At 67.9% G+C, this 24,935-nt stretch carries 31 protein-coding genes, 1 tRNA gene and 1 pseudogene; 8 read left to right on the top strand and 25 right to left on the bottom strand.

What is annotated here, in order from left to right:
* Positions 1-12 precede the first annotated feature (12 nt).
* On the top strand, positions 13-483 hold the full coding sequence (gene bcp / locus SNAS_RS07700) for a thioredoxin-dependent thiol peroxidase (protein ID WP_013016838.1): 471 nt from the start codon (positions 13-15) through the stop codon (positions 481-483).
* Positions 484-490: 7 nt separating this feature from the next.
* Here bcp and SNAS_RS07695 read toward each other — a convergent pair whose 3' ends face one another.
* The 4 genes from SNAS_RS07695 to SNAS_RS07680 all read right to left on the bottom strand — a co-directional run bounded on the left by SNAS_RS07695 (position 491) and on the right by SNAS_RS07680 (position 2,344).
* On the bottom strand, positions 491-1,114 hold the full coding sequence (locus SNAS_RS07695) for a TetR family transcriptional regulator (RefSeq protein WP_013016837.1): 624 nt from the start codon (positions 1,112-1,114) through the stop codon (positions 491-493).
* Between the two features lie 9 nt (positions 1,115-1,123).
* Positions 1,124-1,615: a DUF4166 domain-containing protein gene (locus SNAS_RS07690; RefSeq protein WP_083787052.1), complete on the bottom strand. Its 492-nt coding sequence runs from the start codon at positions 1,613-1,615 to the stop codon at positions 1,124-1,126.
* Positions 1,566-1,859: a hypothetical protein gene (locus SNAS_RS07685; protein WP_013016835.1), complete on the bottom strand. Its 294-nt coding sequence runs from the start codon at positions 1,857-1,859 to the stop codon at positions 1,566-1,568. Before SNAS_RS07685 ends, SNAS_RS07690 begins: the two co-directional genes overlap by 50 nt.
* Positions 1,860-1,927: 68 nt before the next feature.
* On the bottom strand, positions 1,928-2,344 hold the full coding sequence (locus tag SNAS_RS07680) for a VOC family protein (RefSeq protein WP_013016834.1): 417 nt from the start codon (positions 2,342-2,344) through the stop codon (positions 1,928-1,930).
* A gap of 450 nt (positions 2,345-2,794) precedes the next feature.
* On the opposite strand from SNAS_RS07680, the gene SNAS_RS07675 reads away from it, so the two are divergent.
* From SNAS_RS07675 to SNAS_RS07660, 4 genes are all read left to right on the top strand, one after another.
* Positions 2,795-4,339 (top strand): S8 family peptidase, encoded by a 1,545-nt coding sequence (locus SNAS_RS07675; RefSeq protein ID WP_013016833.1) that lies wholly within the window; start codon positions 2,795-2,797, stop codon positions 4,337-4,339.
* A gap of 168 nt (positions 4,340-4,507) precedes the next feature.
* Positions 4,508-5,482, top strand: a complete 975-nt coding sequence (locus SNAS_RS07670) for a phosphoglycerate dehydrogenase (RefSeq protein WP_013016832.1) — start codon at positions 4,508-4,510, stop codon at positions 5,480-5,482.
* A complete protein-coding gene (locus tag SNAS_RS07665) occupies positions 5,479-6,273 on the top strand; it encodes a hydroxypyruvate isomerase family protein (protein WP_013016831.1) in 795 nt (264 codons plus the stop codon). Before SNAS_RS07670 ends, SNAS_RS07665 begins: the two co-directional genes overlap by 4 nt.
* Positions 6,270-6,926: an Asp/Glu racemase gene (locus SNAS_RS07660; protein WP_013016830.1), complete on the top strand. Its 657-nt coding sequence runs from the start codon at positions 6,270-6,272 to the stop codon at positions 6,924-6,926. The genes SNAS_RS07665 and SNAS_RS07660 overlap by 4 nt, the downstream gene beginning before the upstream one ends.
* A gap of 9 nt (positions 6,927-6,935) precedes the next feature.
* Here the strand turns inward: SNAS_RS07660 and SNAS_RS07655 are convergent, their stop codons facing one another.
* From SNAS_RS07655 to SNAS_RS36175, 9 genes are all read right to left on the bottom strand, one after another.
* A complete protein-coding gene (locus SNAS_RS07655; RefSeq protein WP_013016829.1) occupies positions 6,936-7,757 on the bottom strand; it encodes a phosphotransferase enzyme family protein in 822 nt (273 codons plus the stop codon).
* Between the two features lie 55 nt (positions 7,758-7,812).
* Positions 7,813-8,493, bottom strand: coding sequence for a molybdate ABC transporter substrate-binding protein (locus tag SNAS_RS07650; protein WP_013016828.1), 681 nt, complete (start codon positions 8,491-8,493; stop codon positions 7,813-7,815).
* A 37-nt stretch (positions 8,494-8,530) separates the two neighbouring features.
* Positions 8,531-9,145: a class II aldolase/adducin family protein gene (locus tag SNAS_RS07645; protein ID WP_013016827.1), complete on the bottom strand. Its 615-nt coding sequence runs from the start codon at positions 9,143-9,145 to the stop codon at positions 8,531-8,533.
* Complete coding sequence (locus tag SNAS_RS07640; protein WP_013016826.1) at positions 9,129-10,529, bottom strand: four-carbon acid sugar kinase family protein; 1,401 nt, start codon at positions 10,527-10,529, stop codon at positions 9,129-9,131. The genes SNAS_RS07645 and SNAS_RS07640 overlap by 17 nt, the downstream gene beginning before the upstream one ends.
* Positions 10,522-10,767, bottom strand: coding sequence for a hypothetical protein (locus tag SNAS_RS07635; protein WP_013016825.1), 246 nt, complete (start codon positions 10,765-10,767; stop codon positions 10,522-10,524). The genes SNAS_RS07640 and SNAS_RS07635 overlap by 8 nt, the downstream gene beginning before the upstream one ends.
* 46 nt (positions 10,768-10,813) lie before the next feature.
* The gene (locus SNAS_RS07630; protein WP_013016824.1) at positions 10,814-12,148 is read right to left on the bottom strand and encodes a TRAP transporter large permease subunit; all 1,335 of its coding nucleotides are present in this window, start codon (positions 12,146-12,148) and stop codon (positions 10,814-10,816) included.
* Between the two features lie 208 nt (positions 12,149-12,356).
* Positions 12,357-13,022: a GntR family transcriptional regulator gene (locus SNAS_RS07625; RefSeq protein ID WP_013016823.1), complete on the bottom strand. Its 666-nt coding sequence runs from the start codon at positions 13,020-13,022 to the stop codon at positions 12,357-12,359.
* A gap of 131 nt (positions 13,023-13,153) precedes the next feature.
* Positions 13,154-13,237: transfer RNA gene (locus tag SNAS_RS07620), tRNA-Leu, on the bottom strand.
* A gap of 67 nt (positions 13,238-13,304) precedes the next feature.
* Complete coding sequence (locus SNAS_RS36175; RefSeq protein ID WP_211207338.1) at positions 13,305-14,216, bottom strand: HNH endonuclease signature motif containing protein; 912 nt, start codon at positions 14,214-14,216, stop codon at positions 13,305-13,307.
* A gap of 74 nt (positions 14,217-14,290) precedes the next feature.
* On the opposite strand from SNAS_RS36175, the gene rph reads away from it, so the two are divergent.
* Entirely contained in the window at positions 14,291-15,016 is a 726-nt protein-coding gene (gene rph / locus SNAS_RS07615; RefSeq protein ID WP_013016820.1) for a ribonuclease PH, read from the top strand.
* On the top strand, positions 15,013-15,594 hold the full coding sequence (gene rdgB, locus SNAS_RS07610; RefSeq protein ID WP_013016819.1) for an RdgB/HAM1 family non-canonical purine NTP pyrophosphatase: 582 nt from the start codon (positions 15,013-15,015) through the stop codon (positions 15,592-15,594). Before rph ends, rdgB begins: the two co-directional genes overlap by 4 nt.
* A 71-nt stretch (positions 15,595-15,665) precedes the next feature.
* On the opposite strand, the gene SNAS_RS07605 is transcribed toward rdgB, so the two are convergent.
* The 10 genes and pseudogenes from SNAS_RS07605 to map form a co-directional block, all read right to left on the bottom strand.
* The gene (locus SNAS_RS07605; RefSeq protein ID WP_013016818.1) at positions 15,666-16,424 is read right to left on the bottom strand and encodes an MBL fold metallo-hydrolase; all 759 of its coding nucleotides are present in this window, start codon (positions 16,422-16,424) and stop codon (positions 15,666-15,668) included.
* Between the two features lie 55 nt (positions 16,425-16,479).
* Positions 16,480-17,313: a glutamate racemase gene (murI, locus tag SNAS_RS07600; RefSeq protein WP_013016817.1), complete on the bottom strand. Its 834-nt coding sequence runs from the start codon at positions 17,311-17,313 to the stop codon at positions 16,480-16,482.
* A gap of 119 nt (positions 17,314-17,432) precedes the next feature.
* Positions 17,433-17,831: a hypothetical protein gene (locus SNAS_RS07595; RefSeq protein ID WP_144300426.1), complete on the bottom strand. Its 399-nt coding sequence runs from the start codon at positions 17,829-17,831 to the stop codon at positions 17,433-17,435.
* Between the two features lie 70 nt (positions 17,832-17,901).
* Complete coding sequence (locus SNAS_RS07590) at positions 17,902-18,852, bottom strand: PLP-dependent cysteine synthase family protein (protein ID WP_013016815.1); 951 nt, start codon at positions 18,850-18,852, stop codon at positions 17,902-17,904.
* A gap of 5 nt (positions 18,853-18,857) precedes the next feature.
* Complete coding sequence (locus SNAS_RS07585) at positions 18,858-19,133, bottom strand: ubiquitin-like small modifier protein 1 (protein WP_013016814.1); 276 nt, start codon at positions 19,131-19,133, stop codon at positions 18,858-18,860.
* Positions 19,134-19,194: 61 nt separating this feature from the next.
* The gene (locus tag SNAS_RS07580) at positions 19,195-19,665 is read right to left on the bottom strand and encodes a Mov34/MPN/PAD-1 family protein (protein WP_041624635.1); all 471 of its coding nucleotides are present in this window, start codon (positions 19,663-19,665) and stop codon (positions 19,195-19,197) included.
* 73 nt (positions 19,666-19,738) lie between these two features.
* Positions 19,739-20,896, bottom strand: a complete 1,158-nt coding sequence (locus tag SNAS_RS07575; RefSeq protein ID WP_013016812.1) for a PASTA domain-containing protein — start codon at positions 20,894-20,896, stop codon at positions 19,739-19,741.
* Between the two features lie 110 nt (positions 20,897-21,006).
* The gene (locus SNAS_RS07570) at positions 21,007-21,381 is read right to left on the bottom strand and encodes an FKBP-type peptidyl-prolyl cis-trans isomerase (RefSeq protein WP_013016811.1); all 375 of its coding nucleotides are present in this window, start codon (positions 21,379-21,381) and stop codon (positions 21,007-21,009) included.
* 436 nt (positions 21,382-21,817) lie between these two features.
* A pseudogene (locus SNAS_RS37510) lies at positions 21,818-22,225 on the bottom strand (class I SAM-dependent methyltransferase); the annotation flags it as partial.
* 383 nt (positions 22,226-22,608) lie between these two features.
* Positions 22,609-23,415, bottom strand: a complete 807-nt coding sequence (gene map / locus SNAS_RS07560) for a type I methionyl aminopeptidase (RefSeq protein ID WP_013016810.1) — start codon at positions 23,413-23,415, stop codon at positions 22,609-22,611.
* A 52-nt stretch (positions 23,416-23,467) separates the two neighbouring features.
* On the opposite strand from map, the gene SNAS_RS07555 reads away from it, so the two are divergent.
* Positions 23,468-23,725, top strand: a complete 258-nt coding sequence (locus SNAS_RS07555) for a helix-turn-helix domain-containing protein (protein WP_013016809.1) — start codon at positions 23,468-23,470, stop codon at positions 23,723-23,725.
* Between the two features lie 53 nt (positions 23,726-23,778).
* Here SNAS_RS07555 and SNAS_RS07550 read toward each other — a convergent pair whose 3' ends face one another.
* Positions 23,779-24,339, bottom strand: a complete 561-nt coding sequence (locus SNAS_RS07550; protein WP_013016808.1) for a methylated-DNA--[protein]-cysteine S-methyltransferase — start codon at positions 24,337-24,339, stop codon at positions 23,779-23,781.
* Complete coding sequence (locus tag SNAS_RS07545; RefSeq protein ID WP_013016807.1) at positions 24,336-24,905, bottom strand: RNA polymerase sigma factor; 570 nt, start codon at positions 24,903-24,905, stop codon at positions 24,336-24,338. Before SNAS_RS07545 ends, SNAS_RS07550 begins: the two co-directional genes overlap by 4 nt.
* Positions 24,906-24,935: the final 30 nt, after the last annotated feature.

Raw genomic sequence — 24,935 nt, 5'->3', positions numbered from 1 at the left:
AACCTCTCCCCCATGACCACACGACTCGCGCCCGGCGACACCGCGCCCGCCTTCGACCTGCCCACTCACGACGGCGGCCGCCTCAGCCTCGACTCACTGAAGGGCCACAAGGTCATCCTGTACGCCTACCCCGCGGCCATGACGCCCGGCTGCACCAAGCAGGCCTGCGACTTCCGCGACAGTCTCGCCTCGCTTCAGGCCGCCGGGTACCGGGTGGTCGGCATCTCCCCCGACAAGCCCGCCAAACTGGCCAAGTTCGTCGAGCGCGACGCGCTGACCTTCCCGTTGGTGTCCGATGGGGACAAAGAGGTGCTCAACGCCTACGGCGCCTACGGCGAGAAGAAGAACTACGGCCGCGTCTACGAGGGCGTCATCCGCTCCACCTTCGTGATCGACGCCGACGGCAAGATCGAAGTGGCCCAGTACAACGTCCGCGCCACCGGCCACGTCGCCAAACTGCGGCGCGACCTGGGGCTGGACTGACCCACGGCTAGCCGGGGCGGCGCAGTTTGTGCCGCAGCGCGGCCCGGGTCAGCGGACCGGCGTCCTCCAGGATCGCCGCCAGCGCGCCCAACTGTTCCAGGGCCGTGAACGCCGCGTCGGCGCCCTCGGAGTCGACGCCCTCGTACAGTTCGATGCCGATGAACGCGGCCGAGACGGCCTTGGCCAGGGCGCGCGGTTCGATGAAGTCGGCCACCGGCGTGGGGTCGAGCACCCGGCGCAGCACGGCCTCCACCTCGTCGACCCACAACGCCAGCCCCGCCGCCGCGGCCTTGGCCGCCAACGAATCGGCCTGCCCCGCGGCCAACAGCTGCGCCAGCACGTCGACGTTCCCGGCCCGGCGCTCCTGCTCGTGAATGGACCGGCCCAGTCGCAACAGGTCCGTCAACGACGCCACCCGCGCGAACCCGGCCCGGAACCGTTCCACCCGTTGGGCGGCGGCACGCTCACAAGCCTCGGCGAGCAGGTTGTCGACGCTGTCGAAGTGGTAGAACACCAGCGCCTGGTTGGCTCCGGCGGCGGTGGCGACGGCGCGGGCCGAGACTCCCGCGAGTCCCTTGGTGCGCAACACTTCCACGGTTCCGTCCAGCAGTTTGGTGCGCGTGTCGCCCATGTCGTCCCTTCACCCGGTGCCGCGCGACTCCTCGCGACGCGGTTTCACCCTAGCCGGAACCGGGTGCTCGTCGAGACGGACGTATTCGGTGGTGAAGGAGCCCCGGTATGCGAACAGCGGGCCCAGCACGGGGTTGGCCACCCGGACCTCGATGCCGAACCGTCCGGTGCGGTCGTCGAAGGACTCCCGTACCCGGGCGGTGCCGGTCAGGATCCCGGGCAGCCGGATGTCGACCGGTCCCTCCAGGAACAGTTGCCGTCCCGAGCGGATCGACAGCGCGCCCTCGTCGTCCACCCTCAGGTGCAGCTCGGCGGCCAGATGCTGGTGGGTGCCCAGGTAGTCGACGATGATCTGGCGGGCCTGATCGAAGACGAGGGTGGCGTCGAAGCAGTGGACGCCGTCGGGAAAGGTGAAGCCGCGAACGAACGTCACGGTTTCGCGACCGAACGAGTCACACGGCGAGGCCCGCGACGGCGCAGCGCGTCGCCAGCTCGCCCACAGCTCGCCACAGCAGCCGGGCCGGTGAGCGGCCGGTCTCCAGCCACAGCCGCAGCCGCCGTGACAGCCGCTGGTCGGCGCGAAACCGCAGCGCCGACACGGCGGTGCCGTCGGGCAGGTGCCGGTCGCCGGTCGAGCTGCCGACGCCGGTCAGTTCCAGGCCGGGCCCCAGGCCGAAGGCGTACCGGAACCGTTGTGGCTCACCGGTTCCGCGCGGCAGGTATGCGATATTTAAGCACTCGCTCAAAAGCGGGGAAAGACCAATCCTGGCGAGACCGGCCGCGCGGCCGGTCTCGCCAGGATCAGGGACTGGGTCTAGGACGCCTGTGGCTGGCTGATGTTGACCATCCAGGCGATGCCGAAGCGGTCGGCGCACATGCCGAACTCGTCGCCCCACACCTGCTTCTCCAGCGGCATCATCACGGTGCCGCTCTCGGAGAGCTTGTTCCAGTAACCGCGCAGGGTGTCGCCGTCGTCGCCGCTGAGGCTGATGGAGATGTTGTTGCCGGGCTTGTGTTCACCGCCCGGTGGTGTGTCGGCCGCCATGAGGTGGAAGCCGTTGCCGGTCTCCAGCTTGGCGTGCATGACCTTGTCCGCGAAGGCCGGATCGTCGTAGCCGGTCTCACCGAAGGTGTTGACGGCCAGGTCACCGCCGAACACCGATTGATAGAACTTCATGGCGTCGGCGGCGTCGCCGTCGAAGCTGATGTACGGATTGAGCAAAGACGTCATGATCTGACTCCTTGATGGTGATGTCGTCATCCTCGCATCCGAGAACGCCCCGCGAGGCCGGAATCTACGCACCGGTTGCGACAACCGCTCCGGGTCCGGTGGTTTCGGGGTCGGGTTCCGCAGGCTGGCCGTTCGCGCGGGGGCGGCTGACCGAACAGTTGAATTCGCGGTGCGCACGGGCGCTACTCGCCAGTAGCACAAAACGTTTTGTAGTTGTTGGGGCGTAAGGGTTTCCACTTTCGCGGCCGTCGGGCGGCACCGCGTCGACCAAGGCAGCGAAACATTCGCATGCCTTTACAGGCGCTCGCGGGTGGCCTTAAGCTCCGCGCAACTCGTGCCCGCGAGTCGCGGCCTCACCCCGGGCCGCTGAAGCCCCTGTGCCCCACCGTCATTCCCCTGTGCACACAACACCGGTGACGGTCAGTGGCACCCTGACCCGAAAGAGAACGTATGACGAGAAGACACCACCGGATCGCCGCGGCGATCGGTGTCGCGGCCACCGCCGCGATCGCCGCCGCGGCACTGGGAAGCACCCCGGCACACGCCGAGGGCGACATCCTGGGGGCCGACGCCCCGGGCGCCATCGACGGCAAGTACATCGTGACCCTCGACGAGGACCTGTCCAAGGCGGGCGCGACCGACCTGCTCGCCGAGCACGACGCGTCCATCGATGACAGTTTCAGCAGCATCGAGGGATTCGCGGTCTCCATGTCGGAGGCCGACGCCAAACAGCTGGCGGCGAACCCCGCGATCGACTACGTGGCACAGGACGCGAAGGTGTCCATGTCGGGCACCCAGACCGACGCCACCTGGGGACTGGACCGGATCGACCAGACCGAGACTGCCGGGGACGGTTCCTACACCTACCCCGACAGCGCCGGTTCGGGCGTGACGGCGTACATCGTGGACACCGGCGCCGATCTGGACCACCCCGACTTCGGGGGCCGGATGAGCAGCGGTTTCGACGCGGTGGACAACGATGACGACGCCAGCGACTGCCAGGGTCACGGCACCCACGTGGCCGGCACCGTCGGCGGCGACACCTACGGGGTGGCCAAGAAGGCCAACCTGGTCGCCGTGCGAGTGCTGGACTGCAACGGTTCCGGGACCACCGCCGGTGTCATCGCCGGTATCGACTGGGTCGCCAAGAACGCCCAGAAACCCGCCGTGGCGAACATGAGCCTCGGCGGCGGCGTGGACCAGGCGCTCAACGACGCCGTCACCGCCGCGATCGACGCCGGTGTCACCTTCGCGGTGGCCGCCGGCAACGACAGCGGTGCCGACGCGTGCGACGGTTCGCCGGGTTCGACCGAGGCGGCGCTGACGGTCGGTGCCACCGACTCCGGTGACGCCCGTGCCGACTTCTCCAACATCGGCAGCTGCGTCGACGTCTTCGCCCCGGGCGTGGACATCACCTCGGCGTGGCTGGACGGCGGCACCAACACCATCTCCGGTACTTCGATGGCCACCCCGCACGTCGCCGGCGTCGCCGCCCTGCACCTGGGCGAGACCCCGGACGCCACTCCGGCCCAGGTCGGCGAGGCGATCACCGGCAACGCGCTGAAGGACAAGGTCACCGACCCCGGAACCGGCAGCCCGAACCTGCTGCTCAACACCGAGTACCTCAACGGTGGCGGCGGCGACCCGGGTGAGCCGGGCGAGTGCAGGGCCGCCTCGGCCGAGAGCGTGTCCATCGAGGACGGCGCGACGGTCGAGTCGCCGGTGTCGGTCAACTGCGACGGCGAAGCCACCGCCGTGTCGGTCAACGTCGACATCACCCACACCTACCGGGGTGACCTGCTCATCGAGCTGGTCGACCCGGCCGGGAACACCCATGTCCTGAAGGAGAACGACGCCTTCGACAACGCCGAGAACGTCAAGGAGACCTTCTCGGTGACCGGCTCGGGCGCCGCGTCCGGAACCTGGACGCTGCGCGTCACCGACGCCTACGCCGGTGATTCCGGGACGCTCAACAGCTGGGGTCTGAACGCCTGATCCCCTAGGGAAACAACCGAACGACGAGTTCGAGTTGGGGCCGCCATCCGATGGCGGCCCCAATTTTCGTGCGTGATCCGGGGTGTCGTCCTCGCCACATCGCTATATCATTCCCTCTGTCGCTATACTATTTTATTTACCGAGTCAGTCCCCGGCAGAGGAACCCCTATGGCAAACAAGCGCGTACTGGTCACCACCGCGTGGCTGTCCCCCGGCGACGAGGTGCACCGGCTGCTCACCGACGCCGGTTGCGACGTCGTCCACAGTTCCTTCAACGACCGCGACTCATCCCCCGCGACACTGGCCGCGCTCGTGACCGGCTTCGACGGGATCGTCGCCGGAACCGACCGGTTCTCCGCCGAGGTCATCGCCGCCGCCGACCGGCTGAAAGTGTTCGGCCGCACCGGGGTCGGCTACGACAACATCGACGTCGCCGCCGCCACCGAGCGCGGCATCGCGGTGTGCCCGACCCCCGGCGTCAACCGGCAGTCGGTGGCCGAGCACACCTTCGCGCTGCTGCTGTCGGTGGCCAGGGGCGTGCCCGGCAATGTCACCGCGGTGGCGGCGGGCGACTGGCCGCAGGTCAGCGGCCGGGAACTGTCGGGCGCCACCCTGGGTCTGATCGGGCTGGGCGCGATCGGCAAGGCCGTGGCGCGCATCGCACTGGGCTTCGGCATGCGGGTGATCGCCCACGATCCCTACCTGGACGCCGAAGCCGTCGCCGCGTCCGGTGTGGAGCGTGCGTCGCTGGACGAACTGCTGGCGACCGCGGACTTCGTGAGCCTGCACATCTTCCTCGACGATGCGACCCGGCACCTGATCGACGCCGAGGCCATCGCGACGATGAAGCCGGGCGCCTACCTCGTCAACACCTCCCGGGGCGGTGTCGTCGACGAGACGGCACTGGCGGCGGCGCTGCGCGAGGGCAGACTGTCCGGCGCGGGCCTGGACGTCCTGGAGACCGAACCGCTGCCGCCCGACAGTCCGCTTCGCGGTCTCGACAACCTGATCATCACCGCCCACATCGGAGCGGCCACGGTGGAGTCGCGGGCCCGATCAGGACGGATGGCCGCCCAGGCCGTCATCGACGTCCTCGACGGACGCACCCCCGAACACGTCGTCAACCCGGAGGCCCGGCGATGACCGAGCCCGCTTTCCGTTTCGACGCGAACCTGAAGTGGCTGTTCACGGAGCTGCCGTTCGAGGAGCGTTTCGACGCGGCGGCCGCCGCCGGTTTCGAGGGCGTCGAATACGCGTCCCCCTATGACCACGAACCGGCGGTGCTGTCCAAACTGCTCACCGACGCCGGGCTCACCCAGGTGCTCATCAACACCCCGATGGGCCCGCCCGGCTCGGCGACCCGTTCCGGGCTGGCCTGCCTGCCCGACGCGGTGGCGGAGTTTCGCGACGGCGTCGAACGCGGCCTCGAATACGCCACCGCTTTGAACGCCGCGTTCCTGCACGTCGTCGGCGGTCTGCGTCCCGAAGGCGTCTCCCGGGACCGGGCGTTCGCGCGGTACGTCGCCAACATCGGCTGGGCCGCCGAACGCGCCCGCTCCGCCGGAGTGAGGCTGCTTCTGGAGGCGCAGAACAAACGCGACGCGCCACGGTTCATCCTGGACACCCAGGAACAGGCGGCGGCGGTCGCCGAAGCCGTCGGCGCCGAAACGGTCGGGGTGCTGTTCGACTTCTACCACGCCCAGATCGACGAGGGCGACCTCATCACCACCCTGGATCGGGTGCGGCCGTGGGTAAGTCACCTGCAGATCGCCGACCCGCCGTCGCGCCACGAACCCGGTACCGGCGAGATCGGGTGGCCAGCGATCTTCGCGCACCTGGCCGCGACCGGCTACGACGGCTGGATCGGCTGCGAATACGCGCCCGCGACCACTACGGTTGCCGGACTGGGCTGGATGAAGGAGTACACGTCATGACCGCGAATCCCCGGATCGCCCTGATCCACGCGACCCCCGCCTCGATCACCCCCGCCGTGACGGCACTGGCGGCGGACTTCCCGACGGCCGAACCGTGGAACCTCATGGACGACAAGCTGCTGGGCGACGCCGACGCGGCCGGTGGTCTCACCTCCGAACTGCGGCAACGCATGCGGCGGCTGATCGACCACGCCGTCGCCGACGCCGACGGGGTGCTGCTGACGTGCTCGCTGTACGGCCCGGTCGCGCAGGCGACCCAGGCGCCGATCCCGGTGCTGGCGCCGGACGAGTCGGCCTTCGACGCACTCGTCGACCGCGGTTACGGGTCGATCCTGGTGGTCGCGTCCTTCGACACGGCGCTGCGGGACTCGATGCGTCGGCTGACCGAGTTCCTGACCGGACGCGACGCGGCGGCGCCGGTGTCGGGTGTGGTCGCGGACGGGGCGTTCGACGCGGCCAAGGACGGCGACTACGAGCGGCTGGCGGTGTGCCTGTCGCACGCGGTGCGCGGCACCGACGCCGAGGCGGTGTTCTTCGCGCAGTACTCACTGGCTCCGGCCGCCGAACGGGTGGCGGCGTCCGCCGGGGTACCGGTGGTGACGGGTCCCGCGTGCGCGGCGGTGGCGTTGCGGGAGCGGCTTTCCGGGGCCTGAGCGCTTGGCTCAGAGCGCCGCGCGGATCTGGGTGAGCCATTCCTGGGCGAGGCGGTGCCCGTCCGGGAGCTGGTCGTCGCGGTCCCAGCGCCAGGTCGTGATCATGGCCAGCACGAGGATGCGGCACTGGCGCAGCAGCTCGGCGTCGGCGCCCGGGTAGTGGTCACCGACGGGGTCGGGTGCGTGGGCGAGGTCGAACTCGATCGGTCCTCGGCAGCAGGTCTCGAAGTCGATGAACACCGGCCCGTCCTTGGTGGCCAGGAGGTTGCCCGGGTGCGGCTCGCCGTGCAGCAGCTGCTCGGCGCCGCGTCCGGTCACCGCGCTTCGCATGTCCCGCAACGTGTCGGCGAGGAGTTCGCGATCCGCGTCGACGAGTTCGGGGGTGCGGTCGCGGTCGGCCACGAGTTGCTGCGCCGAGGCGACGCGGTCGGTGAAATGCGGCGTGGGCATCGCGACTTCCCGCATCCCCGCGTGGAGCCGCGCCAGCGCCTGGGCGTACTCGTCCGGCGGGATCTCCTGCGGCGCAACCGGTTCATAGTGGGTCCACAAGGTGATGTCGAAGCCGTCGTGTGAATGGACCCGCGGTTTCACCCGGCGATCGGGCGTCGCCACCGGGCACCCCGCCTGGGCGAGGCTCACGGCCAGGTCGAGTTCGAACTGTGCGACGCCGTGTGCCGCGGGCGCCACCCGAGCCACGACGTCGCCAGGCAGCAACCGCAGTGTGAGCTTGTTCGAGCGATGAAGCACGACCGCCTCGTCGGCGGCCAAGCCGAGCGAAGCCCCGACCGACTTGGCCGCTTTCACCGCACGCCGTTTGTGTGCCACCCGCATCGTGCCTCCCTTGAAACCTGAGGCCGCACACGCTACCGACCCGGGTGGGAGAAAGTCACGGGATTTCCAGGCGGGTCTGTTGATAGGCGTCGGCCGCGATCGGACCGGTGAGGAAGTCCAGGAACTGGCGCGCCTCGGCGTTCCCGGTCGCGGAGCCGCTGAGGGTGGCCGAGAACTCCGTGTAGTGCTGCACCTCGTCGGGGAACGGGCCGACGATCTCCGCCTCGGGCACGAACAGTAGTTCGCTGAGCTGTTGGATGGCGATGTCGGCGCGACCGTCGATGACGGTTTGGGCGATGAAGCCCTTCTCGGGGATGGTCGCGCTTTCGTTGATCTGGTCGGCGATCCCGAGACGGTCGATGAGGTCGGCGAAGTAGATGCCGCTCGCACCGGTCTTGGAGTAGGCGACCGAGCGGGCGTTCAACAGGGCCGCGACGAAAGCATCCTTTGTGGAGATGTCGGGGTGGGTGGCGCCGGGCGGCACGGCCAGGCCGACACCGGTGCGGGCGATCGGGACGCGGGTGGCGAGGTCGACGATGTCGGTGAGCTTGTCGAACGATGCGCTGACGCCGATCATGACGTCGAAGGTCTCGCCGTTGTCGATGCGCCGCAACAGTTGCACGGTCGGATCGAAGACGGGTTCGACCTCGATGCCGGTTCGGGAGGTGAAGGCTTCGAAGATGACGTCGTCGAAGGCTTTCTTCACCGCCAGGGCGCTGAAGAGTTTCACTGTCATGGTGTGAGTCCTATCTGTACTGATGGGTGTGAGTTCTTCAGGGGGAAGTCAGGGCGTCACGCTGTTGTGGCGTGAGTGGACGCGTTCGAGAGCCGCGTAGCAGCAGGAACAGCTTCGCCGTCTCCTCCAGCTCTTCCAGCGCGTCCAGAGTGGTCGCGGGGTCTTTTCCCGCGACGTTCGGTCCGTGGTTGCGCAGCAGCAGTGCCGCGTGGTCGCGGGCGGCGGTCTCGGCGGCCGGTTCCAGGCCGGTGTCGCCGGGCGCGAAGTACGGCAGCAGCGGCAGTCGGCCGACCCGCATCGCGAAGTAGGCGGTCAGCGGCGGCAACGCGTCTGCGGAGTCGAGTCCGTCCAGGCAGGACACGGCGGCGGCGTGGGTGGAGTGGGTGTGGACGACCGCGCCCGCGTCGGGTCGGGCGCGCAGCAGCGCGGCGTGCAGGAACGCCTCCTTGGTCGGTTTCGGGCCGTCAAGGTGCCGTCCACGCGCGTCGATCAGGGACAGACTGTCGGCGGTGACAGCGCCGAGGCTGACGCCGGTGGGGGTCACCAGGATGTCGCCGCCGTGACGGATCGAGACGTTGCCGGTGCGGGCGTGGGTGAGGCCGCGGTCGAAGATGGACCGTGCCACGGCCACCAGTTCATCGTGCGGGGACATCGTCGCCTCCCGAGGCCGAGGCGCGGGCCAGAAGGTCCGGTTCGCCGAAGTTGCCGGACTTCAGCAGCAGGCTCAGATCGCCCGTCGGGCTGTGGATCCAGGGGACGCCTCGGGCCGCTTCGGTGCCGATGAGTCCACCGTCGACTCGCAACGCGGCGACGACGGCACCGGAGGTCTCGCCTCCGGCGGCGATGAACCGCCGGACGCCCCGTGCGGCCAGTCCGTGGGCGATGCGGCCGGTCGCGTCCTCGAGGATCGCGGCCGCGCGTTCGACGCCGATCCGCTGTTGGATGTGGTGCAGCCGTTCGGGTTCGACCGAGGAGTAGATGAGCGGGGCGGCGTCGGCGGGCAGCGTGTCGTACCAGGCGAGCGCGGTGTCGGCGAGGGCTGCGGCGTCGGGGGTGGCGGACACGTCGAGGAAGAACGCGGGCCGGTCGTGCTGTCGCAGGTATGCGATTTGTTCGAGGGTGCGCTTCGAGCAGCTGCCCGACAGCACCACGGCTGGTCCGGTTGGGGGCGGGGGCGCTTGGTGCTCAAGAGGAGCGGCACTTATCGCTTCGCGGGGGCCGCCTGCGGCCAGCTCTGCCGCAGGTTCGTCGCGACGATCGGCCAGCGGCGCGGCAGTTTCGCCGGGGCTGCGTGCAGCCAGCGGCGCGGCGGCTTCGCCGCGCTTTTCGGCCAGCGCCGCCGCGATTCCACCCGCCAGCCCCGCGGCACCAGCCATCAGCGGCTCGTTCGCCACGACACGACCAAGCCGCCGCAGATCGGCGTCGGTCACGGCGTCGGCGAGCAGATACCTCACCCCGTCAGCGCGCGCCGCCGCCAGTCGCCGCGCGATAGCCGCCTCGCCGTCGAGGACGTCACGGTAGCCAAGCAGCCCAACGGTTTCACGAGTCTGGGCTCGCAGCAGCCTAGGCAAGTTCGAGTCGCGCATCGGGGTCACCGGATGGTCGCGCATATGCGACTCGGCCAACAGGACATCGCCGACGAACAGATGCCCCTCGTACTGGGTGCGGCCATGCTCGGGTGACGACGGCGTGGTCACCACCGTCGCCGCCCCGGTCGCATCCGCCAGAGCATCCAGAACGGGGCCGATATTGCCTCGCGACGTCGAGTCGAACGTGGAGCAGTACTTGAAGTAGACCCGTCGCGCACCCAACCGCCGCAGCCAGTCCCACGCCGCTCGGGACTGCGCCACCGCCGCATCCGGTTCGATCATCCGCGTCTTCAACGCGACCACCACGGTCTCGGCACCGACGTCGAGCCCGGGAGACACCCCGAACGACAGGAACGTCCGCAATCCGTTGCGGCGGAACGCGACCGCGACGTCGGTCGCGCCGGTGACGTCGTCGGCGATCGCCCCGACCAACGGGGGCTCAGTCATCGGTGACCGCCTTCGCCTGATCCGCTTTGCCTTGGCGGCCATAGGAACGCACGAACGCGAAGATCGCCGCCAAACCCGCGATCACCGAAATCGCGCTCACGCCCGTGGTACCCAGGACGGTCACCAGCTCGGCGTCAGCGATGGCAATACCCACGACCTGCCCGAAGGTGACCACGACTCCGCCCACCAACAGCAACACGATGCACACCCGCGACGCGTGCGACAAGAAAGCACTCACAACAGACCCTCCTTCAAGGACGAACAACAACTCGTGTCTCGGCTTGTCATGGCACCCACGCCACCCCGACCGCCATCAGCACCCCCAGCAGGAACGTCGGGATCAGGTAGTACCCGATGACGGGCATGAACGTCCTCACCGGATCGACGTTGGCGATGCCAGCGGCCACATACAGCGGCGCCGCGCCGGGCGGCGAGGCGCTTTCCGAAGCGCCCCACACCAACAGCGCCGCGAACGCCGCGTACTCCGGTACCCCCACGGCGGTCAGCGCCGCGAACGCGACCCCGCCCACCGCCGCGATGGTGGCCGTCGTGCTCAACGGCCCGGCCACCACGATGACCACGACACCGACGATGACCGCCACCAGCCACGCGGGCAGATGACCCAAACCCTGAAGCAGCGGCGTCAGCTGCTCGCTCAAACCCAGGCTCGACACCGCCTCGGAAGCCGAGAACGCCGCCACCATCGTCACGCCAACCACGCCCAGCTTGGGACTGGAATCGCCCAACAACGACCACCACGCGCGACCGGTACGCGGCAACGATTTGCGCCCGACAACCAGCCCCGGCAACAGCAGCGCGACCGGCAGCCACACCAACACCGGCACCGCGTCGGCGGCCTCAGCACCCACGATCGAAGTCACCAGGGTGCCCGAAGTCGCCACGATCGGAATCGCGACAGCCGCCAGCACCAACAGCGACGACCAACCCCGGGAAAACGTGTCACGCAAGGGCTTGACGTCCTCAGGATCCATGGCGCCCACATCACGCCTGCGGATCATCACCGCCGCGATCACGATCCGGATCGCCACCATCCACAATGCCGCGACGAACATCGTGAGCACCATGCCCTCGGCGTCCAGCTTCCCCATCACCGTCGGCGCCGCCAGCAGCAGGAAATACGCACCACTGAACGGAAACACCGCTCCCACACCGGCATTGCCGCCCAACACGATCGCGGCGGTCTCCCCGCTGGCCTTGGAGCGCTTGATCCACGGAATCGTGATGGCACCAATCGTCGCGGCCGTGGCGGCACCATTGTGGGCCACCGCCCCGAACACACCCGACCCCACCGTCGCCGCGTACAGCGAACCACCCCGACGCCGCCCCAACAGCGAACCGAAGATGTCCACAATGCGCTGGACGATCCCTGCTCGAGTGAGAATGTCGGCCACGATCACGAACGCCAGCGCCGCGAAGGTGACCTCGTTCTGCATCCCAGCCCACAAGCTGTCGACCAACAGCGGCAGGAAACCCGTCCCAGCGAAGGCGCAACACGCCATGAAACCGACGACCATGGCCTCGGCGATATTGCGTTTGAAGACGCTGTTCCACACGATGATGACGGCGATGAAGGCCGCCAGAGCGTAGATGGCCGTCATGGGGGCCTCCTCATTGAAACCGGGCGGGGCAATGACCCTAAGGATCAAATACTATTTCGCGAGACAATATATTATTTCACCCACCACTACAAGACCCAAGATCAACAACCACGAACAGAAGCCACCCACGAACACACAGTCACATCAACAGGCCCACGTATCCCCCACACACCAGCAAGAAACCCGTCGCCTCAGCGACCCGACGAACTCAGTGACTCAAATTCCGGTTCTTCGCACTCTCGATGTGCTCACGCATCAGCTCCGCCGCCCGCTCCGGATCCCGATCCGCCAGGGCCTCATACACGGCCCGATGCTCCCGCGCCGCGAACTGCGCCCCCGTGTGACCCAACTTCGAGAACAACCGAAACCGCTGAATCTGCCCACCCAACGCCCGATAAGCCGCCTCCAAAAACGGGTTATCGCAACGCTCAGCGATCAAAGCGTGAAACCGATCATCCGAACTCCAATACCGCCGGAAGTACTCCGTCTCGGTATCGGCGCGCTCAGCCGACTGCGCCAGATCCTCAACCGTCTGCCGCAACTCATCCAGAAACTCCGGCGTCGTACGCAGAGCCGTCTCGTACGTCATCGCCGACTCCAACACCACCCGCGCGTCCATCAGCTTGCCGATCTCGCTCTTGGTCATCGACGGCGAGACCCGATAACCCTTCATCGCCTCCCGACGGACCAAACCGGTGTGCTCCAACCGGGCCAGGGCCTCGCGAAGCGGGGTCTGACTGACGTTGAGCTCGCGAGACAAGGCACCGATGTTGAGGGGTTCACCGGCGGCGTGGACGCCGTTCATGAAGCGGTCGAGGAGAACCTCGTACATCTGATCCGCCAATGGCTGCCGCGCAACCTGGGCCTCCGCCACTTCGCCCCTCCAGCACCCTTGACGCTCGATTTTCGGTGTACTTCGTATATTACCGAGCCTGCGATGGCGCTCCGTGACCACACGGCTGGAGATGAACCAACGGGGCCGCCTTCGTCGGCGGCCCCGGGCGGTGCGGGAGGGGGGACTCGAACCCCCACGCCCTTTCGGGCACAAGAACCTAAATCTTGCGCGGCTGCCTGTTACGCCACCCCCGCAAGGGATCCAGCGCTTCACTGTCTAATTTAGACGCCTTGGCGGCCTTAAAACCATCCGCCGTTCGCGCTAGGCCGTCACGAAGTCTAACCCTTCGATTTCACGCCGAGACTTCGCGGCCTTTTCACGGTTGGCGCGGTATTGCAGTCCCGCCTTTCGCAACACATTGGCGACCGTGCCATGCGCGACTCGCAACTCTCCATCCGTTGCTTTCGACAACCTTGCCGCTATGGGTTTAGGCCCCAGTTCGGGATGGTCTAGCGCGAACTCGATAATCGCCACGTCACGTACTTCCCTGGCCGCATTCCTCACCTGCTTGCGCATTGCTGCAGATCGGGATTCCGCCACTCGCTCTCGAAGCCGGTAATAGTGGCCGCGCGAACAGCCGATCTGCTCGACAGCGCGTACTACCGATATTTCACCTGAGTCGACTCGCTTGAAAACCTCAGCGAGGTCGCTTTCTGTTGTCACCCAAGCGGCGTCTTTGGTTCGCTTGACGTGGGGCAACGATGAACCACCGTATCTACGCCGATTGCGACCCGCATACGTGTCCGTCTGGCTGTGACAGTTAGGGCACAGGAATCGAAGGTTCTCGCGACGACAGTCCAGAAACTCCCCATTGATGTGATCGACATGCAAAGTAAGCGGCCGTCCCATCCACTCACGACCAGTTCCACAGGCCACACACTCATATGCCGTACCAAGCTCGATCAAAGCACGTCGCAGACGCTCGGCGTCCAGACGCTTCGCACCATCTGGACGCCGGACCAGGAGTTCGGATGGGCTCATGCGGCGAGACGACGGCCTGCCGGTGTTATCAGCGCGCCTGAAATGACCGATGTCTATTCCAAACTCGTTGATACGTCGCCGCAAGTGAGCATGCATGCCACCCGACTGCCGTACTCCGAGACATCGCATGACCCCCGCCATGCTCGTCGAATTGCCTACGGCTTCCTGCAAAATCTCCCGCGTGTACTTCATTCACGGAAAGCTACAACTCGCCTACGACATCACCGCGTGCCTCGTCAGCCCCACCCCCGTATACCCTTGGCCGGGTGAGCCGACCCGATAATCGCGCGCCCGACGCGCTTCGTCCCGTCAAGTTCCAGCGCGGCTGGACCAAGCATCCGGAGGGGTCGGTGCTGGTCGAGTTCGGTGATACCCGGGTGTTGTGTACCGCCTCTGTGGACACCGGGGTGCCACGGTGGCGGCGGGGTTCGGGGTCGGGGTGGGTGACTGCTGAGTACTCGATGTTGCCCCGGGCGACGAATACTCGGGGGGATCGGGAGGCCGTGAAGGGCAAGATCGGGGGGCGGACGCATGAGATCAGCCGTCTGATCGGGCGGGCGCTGCGGTCGTGCCTGGATTTGAAGGCGCTGGGCGAGAACACGATCACCATCGACTGTGATGTGTTGCAGGCCGATGGGGGGACGCGGACCGCCGCTATTACTGGTTCGTATGTGGCGCTTCAGGACGCGGTGACGTGGTTGACGGACAAGAAGATGGCGCGTAAGCCGGACAAGATCCTGACCCGGTCGGTGGCCGCGGTGAGCGTGGGGGTTGTCGGGGGGACTCCGGTGTTGGATCTCAATTATGTGGAGGACTCGTCGGCTGATGTGGACATGAATGTCGTGTGCACTGGGGATGGGGACTTCGTGGAGGTTCAGGGCACCGGGGAGGAGGCCGTGTTCGATCGGTCGACCCTGGACGCGCTGTTGGACCTGGCGACCAAGGGCTGCAAGGAACTGACGGGCGCGCAGGTGAGGGCGCTGCTGACGTGAGGTTGTTGTTGGCGACCCGCAACCGTAAGAAGCTGACCGAGCTGGAGCGGATTCTGGCTGAGCACAGTGCGGTCGAGCTGGTGGGGTTGGGCGATGTGGAGGAGTATCCCGAGGCACCGGAGACGGCGTTGACGTTCGCGGGCAATGCGTTGGCGAAGGCTCGGGATGCCGTGCGGCACACGGGGTTGACGTGTGTGGCCGATGATTCGGGGATCGCCGTGGACGCTTTGAACGGGATGCCGGGGGTGTTCTCGGCGCGTTGGGCGGGGCGGCATGGCGACGATGAGGCGAACCTGGAGCTGTTGTTGGGGCAGTTGGGTGATGTGCCCGACGAGGAGCGGGGTGCCGCGTTCGTGTGTGCGGCGGCGTTGGTGCGTCCGGACGGGTCCGAGGAGGTCGTGCACGGTGAGGTGCGGGGCCGGATTATTCGGGAACCGTTGGGGGACAATGGTTTTGGTTATGACCCGATTTTCGTGCCGGACGGGTTCGCGGTGACGACGGCGCAGTTGTCGGCCGTGGAGAAGGACGCGATCAGCCATCGGGGGAAGGCTTTTCGCCAGCTGGCGAAACTGTTGTAGCGCGCCAGCTGGCGAAGCTGTTGCAGGGCGCCAAGCGACGAAACGGGGACCGAGGTCAGGCCTGGGGCGGCTCAGATGTCGAAGGTCGCGCCGGAGTGGACGACCTCGACCGGCCCGGAGTACGCGGAGCGGGCCTCGGCGAGGGTCTGTTCCTCACTTCCCCAGCGCCGCACCAGGTGGGTCAGCAGCAGTCGTCCCACGTCGGCCTTGGTGGCGCACTCACCGGCTTCGCGTCCGGTGAGGTGGACGCCCGGCGGGTTGGGGCGTCCCTCCAGGTAGGAGGCTTCGCACAGGAAGACGTCGCCCTTCTTGGCGAGGCGTTCGAGGACTTCGCACTGGCCGGTGTCGGAGGAGTAGACCAGGGTGCGGCCGTCGTGTTCGATGCGGACCCCGTAGGTCTCGATGGGGTGGCACACCTTGTCGACGGTGACCTTCAGCGGACCCATGTTGAAGGTGCTGGGTTGCAGCGTGTGAACGTCGTACACGTCGGACAGTGACGGGCAGGCGGCCTCTCCGGCGCCGCCGTAGGCGGCGGCGAGGCGGCGTTCGGTGCCCTCGGGGCCGTACAGCGGGACCTGCGGGAACGGGGCGCCGGGCGCGTAGCGGCGCATGACAACGTATGGACAGGCGTCCATGATGTGGTCGGCGTGCAGGTGGGTCAGCAGGATCGCGTCCAGCTTGTACGGGTCGGTGTGGCGTTGCAGTGCGCCAAGCGATCCGGAGCCGAAGTCGAGCAGCAGGGTGTATCCGTCGGCTTCGACCAGATAGGACGAGCATGGGGAGTCGGGGCCGGGGAAGCTTCCGGCGCAACCGATGACGGTGAGCTTCACTGGCTTGTCTCCTTTCTGGCTCGTCGGTTCGGGTGTCGGTGTCGTTCGGGTTGTCTCATGTGTCCACCTTCATGAGTCCACGCCATCGGCTGGGGAGTGCCTCCACCGGCAGATCGCCGATCGGCAGTCCGAGGACTCGCTGTGCCAGCCGAGCGAACGCGCCGGTGTCTCCGGTGGCCCCGAAGCGGTGTGCCGGCGCGGGCAGTGTGTTGTCGCGCAGCAGGTCGCGTTCGTTGAGGACCTTGTAGACGTCGCGGGCGGCTTCCTCGGAACTGGATACCAGCGTCACCTCGTCTCCCATGACCAAGCCGATGAGCCCGGCCAGTAGCGGGTAATGCGTACAGCCCAGCACCAAAGTGTCCACCTGGCTGCGCTGTAGCGGCTCAAGGTAGCCCTGTGCCAGACCCAGCAACTGTCGTCCAGTTGTCACTCCGCGCTCCACGAAGTCCACGAAAGCGGGACAGGCGACGCTGGTGAGCGTGACGGAAGGGGCCGAGTGAAAGGCATCACCGTACGCGCCGCTGGTGACGGTGGCGATGGTGCCGATCACACCGACGCGGCCGTTGCGGGTGACGGTGACCGCGCGGCGGGCGGCGGGACGGATGACCTCCAGGACCGGGACGTCGAAGCGCTCGCGCAGGTCGGCGAGGCTGGCGGAACTGGCGGTGTTGCAGGCGATGACGAGTGCCTTGACGCCCTGTCCGACCAGGTAGTCACAGGCGTCGAGGGTGTACTGGCGGATCTGGGCGATGGAGCGCGGGCCGTAGGGGGCGCGGGCGGTGTCGCCGACGTAGAGGAGACGTTCGGCGGGCAGCAGGTCGCGGATCGCACGGGCGACGGTCAAACCGCCGACGCCCGAGTCGAAGATCCCAATGGGGGCTTCCGTCATGACAGGCCAGACTACGCGGCCCCGGGGCGCCGGCAGGCGCGATAACCGAGGATATGTCGGGAACCCGACATGGTGTCACTAAACACATAGTTATATGTCTATGGCCAAATAGTGGCCGCTCACACGCTACCCAGCAGAATCACTCCGACGAGCAACAGTGCGGTGCTGGCACCAAGGAGCAGCCACGGCAGCCGGTGGTACTGGACTGTGACGAAGGCCCCGATGATCAGCGCCAGCCCGAGCACGCCCGAGGTGATGAAGGCGGGCTTGAACCAGACCGGCACTTCGCCGATCATCCGGATCATCGCCACGAAGCCCAGCACGAAGCCACAGGCGCCCAGCGCCAGTGCCCAGGCGCTGACGCCGATGAGCCGCCGCTGGCGCAGGTCGGGGACGGTCTTCAGTCCCGCGATGGCCGGGGAGGTGGCCTCCAGCAGCGGCGGCTGGGTGGGCTGGGAGGGTTGATCGGCCACCATGACGGACTCCTGTTGTGCTTGCCGGTTCGGCACGGTATCCACGTCGGCAGACTCTACCAACCGAGTCTGAGAACGACACACCGCGAATCCGCACCGGTGAAACGGTGAACGGTCACGCCCACAGCTGGCCGTCGAGGGACTGCGCGGTGGAGTCGAACTCGCCGGTGTAGGCGCCGGTGGACAGGTACTTCCAGCCTGCGTCGGCCAGTAGCAGCACGACGTCGGCGCGGCGTCCGGCCCGCAGCGCCTCGTTGGCCACGCCCAGGGCCGCGTGCACGACGGCTCCCGAGGACAGGCCCGCGAACAGGCCCTCGACGGTGAGCAGTTCGCGGGTGCGGCGCAGCGAGTCGGCCGAACCGACCGAGAACCGGCGGGTCAGGACCTTCTCGTCGTACAGCTCGGGCACGAAGCCCTCGTCGAGGTTGCGCAGCCCGTAGACCAGGTCGCCGTAACGGGGTTCGGCGGCCACGATCTCGACGTCCGGGTTGTGCTCGCGCAGGTAGCGGCCGGTGCCCATGAGGGTGCCGGTGGTGCCCAGCCCGGCGACGAAATGTGTCACTTCCGGCAGGTCGCGGGCGATCTCGGGTCCGGTGGTCTCGAAGTGGGCGCGGGCGTTGGCGGCGTTGGCGTACTGGTTGAGCATCACCCATTCGGGGTGTTCGGCGGCCATGGCGCGGGCCTGGGCGACCGCGGTGTTGGAGCCGCCGGCCGCCGGGGAGTACACCACCTCGGCGCCGAAGGCCGCCAGCAGCTGTTTGCGTTCGTCCGAGGTGTTCTCGGGCATGACGCAGATCAACTTGAATCCGCGCTGCTTGGCGGCCATCGCCAGGGCGATACCGGTGTTGCCGCTGGTGGGTTCGAGGATGGTGGACCCCTCGACGAGGTCGCCGGACTTGACGGCCTCCTCGATCAGGTACTTCGCGACCCGGTCCTTGACGCTTCCGGTCGGGTTGCGGTCCTCCAGCTTGGCCCACAGCCGCACCTCGGGCGAGGGTGACAGCTTCGGCAAGCCCACCAGTGGCGTGTCGCCGACGGTCTCGGCGAGACTGTCGTAGCGGGCCATGGCTACTAGCCGCCCGCCACGGCCGGGAGGATCGTCACCGAGTCGCCGTCGGACAGCTTCGTGGTGAGGCCGTCGATGAAGCGGACGTCCTCGTCGTTGACGTAGACGTTGACGAACTTCTGCAGCTTGCCCTCGTCGGTCACGACCCGCTTGCGCAGCCCGGTGTGCTCGGCGTCGAGGTTGGTGAACAGTTCGTCGATGGTGTCGCCGGAACCGGACACGACCTTCTGGCCGCCGGTGTGCTGACGCAGGATGGTGGGGATACGCACTTCTATGGACATGGTCTTCCTTAACCGTGTTGTGAACAGATGGACCTTCGCGCGCCCGCATCCGGGCGCGGCGCTAACAGTCGTAGACGAGAACGTCGGGGCTGTGCCCGAATTTGTACGACTGGACGGCGTCCGGGTCTCCCGAGGCCTCGATGGGTTCTTCGGTGATCTGTCCGTCGACGATGCGGAAGGAGCGGACGTCGGCGATCTTGTCGTCGCGAGTGGACACCAGCACGTAGTGGGCGTCGGGCTCGCCGGCGTACTTGACGTCGGTGCGCGACGGGTACGCCTCGGTGGCGGTGTGGGAGTGGTAGATGACGACCGGGATCTCGTCGGCGTCGTCCATCTCCCGCCACACGCGCAGTTGTTCGGCCGCGTCGAAGCGGTAGAAGGTGGGGCTGCGTTCGGCGTTGAGCATCGCGATGTGACGCGTGGGAACGCCGGTGGTCTCGGGCCCGGCGATGACGCCGCAGGCCTCGTCGGGGTGATCCGCGCGGGCATGGGCGACCATCGCCGCCACCAACGCGTGATCAATCCTCAGCACGGCGACAAGGCTACACGGGCGATGGGGTCGGTGACCACGCCTGGAGGCGTCGTGCGGTGTGATGAGCTCCGCGTCAGAAGCCGCAGTCGCCGGCGCTGCCGTCGGCGGTGATGCTGGGTTCGGAGTTCTCGTCGAGATGGGTTCCCGGCGAGGGGTACTGGGTGTGGACGATGCACGTCGGGTCCGAACTGGAGTAGTTCACGTCGGTTTGGACGTAGGCCTCGGTGACGATCGCCTCATACGCCTGCTTGACGGTCATGCCCACCACGTCGGGCATCGGCCCCGAGTAGATGTCGTCCTCGCCGCCGCCACCGCCGTCGTCTCCGCCGCCACCACCGTTGTCGCCACCGCCGCCGTTGTCCCCGCCGCCGCCGTTTCCGTCACCGGAGTCCTTGTCCGCATCGGACGGACTGGGTTTGGAGGATTTGCTCTTGTCGGTGTCGTCGCGTGAGGCGGAGTTCTTGGGGTCGGCCGAACTCGTGGAGTGCGCGTCGCCGCCGTCGTCCTTCGAACCACCGGCGAAGGCCTCGTTGCCGCTTGCCCACGGCTGCAACACCACCAGCAGTCCTCCGGCGAGCAACAGCACGACCGCGGCGATCACTCCGGCGACCAGGATCCCCTGCCGCTGTCGCTTCGGCGCGGCCAGCGCGGCGGTCGGCGGTGGTCCGGCTGGCGTCGGCGCGGACATGGCGGCGGGCCGCATCGGGGTGGTGATGCCGAGCCCGGCGATGGCGCCGCGGCACAGCTGCGCGAACTTGGTGGCGCTGGGGGTGCGGGTGTCGGGCTGGACACCCAGCGACAGCCACAGCGGATGCGCCACCACGGGCGGGACCTGCGGCGGGAACGGTTGCGGCGCAGCGCGATCCAGCATGCGTCCGGTCAGGCACCGGTAGCCGATCGCGGCGAGCGCGAGCACGTCAGCATCGGCGTCGGCCTGGCTGAACTCGGCATCGGCGTCGATGACGGCGGTCTCGGCGTTGGCACCGCCGTCGCCGACGGCCAGCCCGGTGAGTCGTACCGTGCCGTTGGTCTCGACGCGGATGCTGTCGGCGGTCAGTGCGCGGTGGGCGAGTCCCTTGGAGTGGGCGAAGTCCAGCGCGTCGGCGGCCTCGGCGAGAATCCGCATGGTCTCGGCCGGGGCCACCGTTCCGTGTTCCCGCAACAGGTCGCCCAGGGTTCGACCGGTCGCGGGCCCAGGGTTGGCACCCGTCGTGTGCTCAGCCGGTGGCACAGCGGTCCTTCCATTGGGGGGTGGGGAAGTGCCGATTATCGCACGCGCGGGTAACCGCTTTCACGCGCCGACGGAGCGTCCTATACGGACGCTCGTGGCGCGTCTTTTGGTCAGCGGACGTCGATGAGATCGACGACGAACACCAGGGTCTCGCCCGGCTTGATGGCCGGGGTGGGGCTCTGGTTGCCGTAGGCCAGGTGCGGCGGGATGGTGAGCTTGCGGCGGCCGCCGACCTTCATGCCGACCAGGCCCTGGTCCCAGCCGGGGATGACGCGTCCGGCGCCCAGCGGGATCGTGAAGGCCTGTCCCCGGTTCCAGCTGGCGTCGAACTCCTGGCCCGTCGACAGCGACACCCCGACGTAGTGGACGTCGATGTCGGCGCCCTTGCGGGCCTCGGCACCCTCGCCGACGACGATGTCGTCGATCTCCAGGTACTGCGGCGGGTGACGGTCTTCCTTCTCGATGATCGGGCGTTCCAGGGCCACGTTCGTGCTCCTCGTGTAGACGGCGATGGTGCCGCGACCTTAACAGCCGCGCGAAGACTCGGGCCGCGAACGACGGTAACGGCGTCCGGTCGGGGTCCCGCCTGACCGCCTGGATCAGCATGTGCGGACTGTCGGCGGTGAACGGCTCGCCGCGGTGCCCGCCCTCGACGGCGGTGATCGCGAACCCGGCCTCGCCGAGCATCAGCTCGATCTCGTAGCGGAAGATCGGCCGCCACCACACCTCGTACGGGGTGCGGACGACGACCCCGGCGGCGTCGACCTCGTCGTACCAGCCGTGCAGCCGCTGCCGCTGGCCCTCGCCCAACGGATCGCTCATCGCGAACCGGGTGTAGCGGCCGCCGGTGTCGACCCGGCGCCGGGTGAAGAACGGCGTCGGCACCGGATTGCCGCGAAGGTTGAGCTGCAACGGATTCACCAGGTCCAGCACGAGCGTGCCGCCCGGGCGCAGGTGGTTCGCGGCGGCTCGCAGCGCGCGGCGTTGCCGGTCGAAGTCGCCGACGACCAGCAGGCTGTTGAACCCGCACACGGCCAGGGCGAAGTCCCGGCGCCCCAGGTCGAGTTCGGCGATGTCCTGTTCGATCAGGGTGACCCGGTTGCGGACGGCGGCGGGTTCGCGGTCGAGTTTGGCCTCGAAGAGCCGCAGGATCCCCGCGGACACGTCGACGGCGGTCACGCGGTGGCCGTCGCGGGCCAGCGGCAGGGCGATCCGGCCGCTGCCGCAGCACAACTCGAGGACGTCGCCGTCGGTGGCCAGGGTGCGGGCCAGCTCGACGTGGCGGTCGGCGTCGTGGCGGACTCCCTGGAAGATCGTGACCTCGTCCATGTTGTCCGGGTAGGGATTGCCGGTGGCGGAAGGGTAGTCGCTGTCGTAGAAGCGGATGGTCGCGTCGTCGTCGGGGGTGTCCACGTTCATGGGCCAATGATCAGCGGTGCGACGGGCGATGGCTGGCGGATTGGCGACGTCATACTATGTGCCGATTCGTCGCTTTCGCGGCTTGTATCCATGGCGCGGAAACGGAACGGCGGCGCCTTCGACCCGGAGGGGGTAGCGTCGAAGGCGCCGCCAGTTCGTGTGAAATGGGAGAGGCAACACACGAAAGACCACGCACAGTTGCGTTGTGCCCACCCTAGCTCGGGATTCGCCAAACAACAAGGGCTACAACCGGTCTCATTAACGCCAATCCCTTGAGGCCGGACGGAAAATCCTCATACAGTGGACAGATCGAAGGGGTCGTCACCGGCGGCTATGTCCACGGTCAGCAGACGCGGTCCCTCGGGTGTGATGGCGATCGTATGTTCCCAGTGCGCGGCCCGGGTTCCGTCGGTGGTGCGCAGGGTCCAGCCGTCGGGGTCGGTGGCGAAGCCGTCGTCGCCACCGGCGGTGAACATCGGCTCGATCGCGATGACCAGTCCCGGTTTCAGCCGTGGCCCGTATCCGGTGCGGTTCTCGTTGGGCACGTGCGGGGGCTCGTGCATGTCGTGGCCGACGCCGTGGCCGCCCCAGCCCTCGGTCATGCCGTAGCCGTTACCCCGGCCGATGGCGGCGATGGCGGCGCCGATGTCGCCGATCCGGTTGCCGGGGCGGGCGGCGGCGATCCCGGCGGCCATCGCGGCCCGGGTGTCGCGGCTGAGCTTCACGTCGGCCTCGCGGGCGGTGCCGACGGTGAAGCTGATCGCCGAGTCGCCGCACCAGCCGTTGAGCTTCGCGCCGCAGTCGATGCTGACCAGGTCGCCGTCGGCCAGTCGGTAGTCGCCGGGGACGCCGTGGACGATGGCGTCGTTGACCGACGCGCAGATGACGCCGGGAAACGGGGTGGGCGCCCAACTGGGGTGGTAGTTCAGGAACGGCGAGGTGGCGCCGCTGCTCGTGATGACCTCGGCGGCGACCTGGTCCAGTTCCTTCAGCGACACCCCGATGGCCGCGTGCTCGCGCGCCGCCGCCAGCGCTCGCGCCACCACGGCACCGGCTTCGGCCATCGCGTCGATCTCGTCGGGGGTCTTCAGTTCGATCACGTCGTTCTCCAAGAGGTCAACCAATAACTATACCGGTATTACTATCACAGGTATGGTGCGTGAACCCCTGGGCCCGACCCAACGCGAACGAGGAAACCGGCTGGGCGCGCTGCTGCGGCGACGCCGCGGCGACCGCAGCATGGTGGAGGTGGCCACGGCCGCCGGGATCTCGGTGGAGACGCTGCGCAAGATCGAGACCGGCCGCATCCCGACCCCGGCGCTGTTCACGGTGGCCGCGATCGCCGAGGTGCTGGGCGTCTCGCTGGACGAGCTGGTCCGCGAGTCGACCGCCCAACCCGCCCCGCTGTAGCGCGTGGGAACACGGCTTGAGCCCACTGAACGCGAGCTCAAGCCGTGTGGCTGTTAGATGTCGGCGTGTTCGAAGCGCAGCAGCCGCTGCTTGGCTTCGGCGCCGAAGATGTACTGGCCGACGCCGCCGTCGGTGCGCACCACGCGGTGGCACGGGATCACCAGCGGGACCGGGTTCTTGGCCAGTGCCGTTCCCACCGCCCGGACCGCTTTGGGGCGGCCGATCTCGGCGGCGATCCACGCGTAGGGCCGCACCTGGCCGGGCGGGATGGTGCGGGCCGCCAGCAACACCGACTCCTGGAACTCCCCCAGCTCGCGCAGGTCGACGGAAATGCCGCGCGCGTCGCCGGTGACCAGGGCCGCCTCCAGGCCGTCGGGGACCGACAGGGCGGGCAGCAACGGCCGGGCGAAACGCTGCCGGAACTGCTCGCCGAAGTCGTCGGTGGCCTGGCGGACGAACGCGATGCCGTGGTCGGTGAACGCGGCCCGGAGCTCGCCGATCGGGGTGGCGAGACTGGTCCAGCGGGCGGCGAACCGGTCCAGCAGGGTGTCGGGAGCGTCGACGCCCAGCGTGGCGAGGCCGTCCAACAGTGGGTCTTTGTCAGGTGTGGTCATGACTGGCCTCCTTCGGAGATCGCTGTGGTTGTCACTTCGGCGCGCAGCCGGGACAGGCCGCGCGAGATATGGGACTTGACCGTCCCCTGTGGGATGTCAAGTATCTCGGCTATCTCGTCGATCGGCAGATCGACGACGTGCCGCAGCACCACGGCCTCCCGCTGCCGGTGCGGCAGTACGGTCAGCAGTCGCGCCAGCTGGGCGCCGGTGTCGTGGCGTTCGGCGGTTTCCTCGACGGTCTCGGACGGGTCCACCGGTTCGGGGGCGTCCTCGATCGGGCCGGGCGGGGGCTTGCGGGCCAGCGTACGGACCCGGTTGCGCCACACGTTCATCACGATGGTCAACAGCCAGGCGCGGGTGCGCAGGGACGCGCGCCGGTCGGTGTCGTAGCCCAAAAGCGCCCGGTAGGCCCGCAGGAACGCCTCGGCGGCGATGTCCTCGGCGTCGGCCCAGCGTCCCGCCAGTCGCAGCGCGGTCGAGAACACCACGCCCCGGTATTCGCCGTAGAGGGTCTGGTAGCCGTGGTCGAGGTCCTTGGCGAGGGCTTCGGCCACCGGATCGGTCATGTCGTCCACGATTCCTGAACTTTCGCTTCG

This window comes from Stackebrandtia nassauensis DSM 44728, assembly GCF_000024545.1.
In the GTDB taxonomy this organism is placed as follows: domain Bacteria; phylum Actinomycetota; class Actinomycetes; order Mycobacteriales; family Micromonosporaceae; genus Stackebrandtia; species Stackebrandtia nassauensis.
Note: the sequence above shows the minus strand (reverse complement) of the source record. Positions and strands in the feature narration are given on the sequence as shown.

What these genes read in the sequence shown, in the direction of transcription:
- SNAS_RS07585 (WP_013016814.1), bottom strand. Translation starts at nt 19,133, where the DNA reads ATGTCCATAGAAGTGCGTATCCCCACCATCCTGCGTCAGCACACCGGC.
- SNAS_RS07550 (WP_013016808.1), bottom strand. Translation starts at nt 24,339, where the DNA reads ATGACCACACCTGACAAAGACCCACTGTTGGACGGCCTCGCCACGCTG.
- SNAS_RS07670 (WP_013016832.1), top strand. Translation starts at nt 4,508, where the DNA reads ATGGCAAACAAGCGCGTACTGGTCACCACCGCGTGGCTGTCCCCCGGC.
- SNAS_RS07695 (WP_013016837.1), bottom strand. Translation starts at nt 1,114, where the DNA reads ATGGGCGACACGCGCACCAAACTGCTGGACGGAACCGTGGAAGTGTTG.
- SNAS_RS07590 (WP_013016815.1), bottom strand. Translation starts at nt 18,852, where the DNA reads ATGGCCCGCTACGACAGTCTCGCCGAGACCGTCGGCGACACGCCACTG.
- SNAS_RS07675 (WP_013016833.1), top strand. Translation starts at nt 2,795, where the DNA reads ATGACGAGAAGACACCACCGGATCGCCGCGGCGATCGGTGTCGCGGCC.
- murI (WP_013016817.1), bottom strand. Translation starts at nt 17,313, where the DNA reads ATGACGGAAGCCCCCATTGGGATCTTCGACTCGGGCGTCGGCGGTTTG.
- SNAS_RS07645 (WP_013016827.1), bottom strand. Translation starts at nt 9,145, where the DNA reads ATGTCCCCGCACGATGAACTGGTGGCCGTGGCACGGTCCATCTTCGAC.
- SNAS_RS07665 (WP_013016831.1), top strand. Translation starts at nt 5,479, where the DNA reads ATGACCGAGCCCGCTTTCCGTTTCGACGCGAACCTGAAGTGGCTGTTC.
- SNAS_RS36175 (WP_211207338.1), bottom strand. Translation starts at nt 14,216, where the DNA reads ATGAAGTACACGCGGGAGATTTTGCAGGAAGCCGTAGGCAATTCGACG.
- SNAS_RS07640 (WP_013016826.1), bottom strand. Translation starts at nt 10,529, where the DNA reads ATGACTGAGCCCCCGTTGGTCGGGGCGATCGCCGACGACGTCACCGGC.
- SNAS_RS07630 (WP_013016824.1), bottom strand. Translation starts at nt 12,148, where the DNA reads ATGACGGCCATCTACGCTCTGGCGGCCTTCATCGCCGTCATCATCGTG.
- SNAS_RS07655 (WP_013016829.1), bottom strand. Translation starts at nt 7,757, where the DNA reads ATGCGGGTGGCACACAAACGGCGTGCGGTGAAAGCGGCCAAGTCGGTC.
- SNAS_RS07545 (WP_013016807.1), bottom strand. Translation starts at nt 24,905, where the DNA reads ATGACCGATCCGGTGGCCGAAGCCCTCGCCAAGGACCTCGACCACGGC.
- SNAS_RS07680 (WP_013016834.1), bottom strand. Translation starts at nt 2,344, where the DNA reads ATGACGTCTTTGCTCAATCCGTACATCAGCTTCGACGGCGACGCCGCC.
- SNAS_RS07660 (WP_013016830.1), top strand. Translation starts at nt 6,270, where the DNA reads ATGACCGCGAATCCCCGGATCGCCCTGATCCACGCGACCCCCGCCTCG.
- SNAS_RS07650 (WP_013016828.1), bottom strand. Translation starts at nt 8,493, where the DNA reads ATGACAGTGAAACTCTTCAGCGCCCTGGCGGTGAAGAAAGCCTTCGAC.
- bcp (WP_013016838.1), top strand. Translation starts at nt 13, where the DNA reads ATGACCACACGACTCGCGCCCGGCGACACCGCGCCCGCCTTCGACCTG.
- SNAS_RS07555 (WP_013016809.1), top strand. Translation starts at nt 23,468, where the DNA reads ATGGTGCGTGAACCCCTGGGCCCGACCCAACGCGAACGAGGAAACCGG.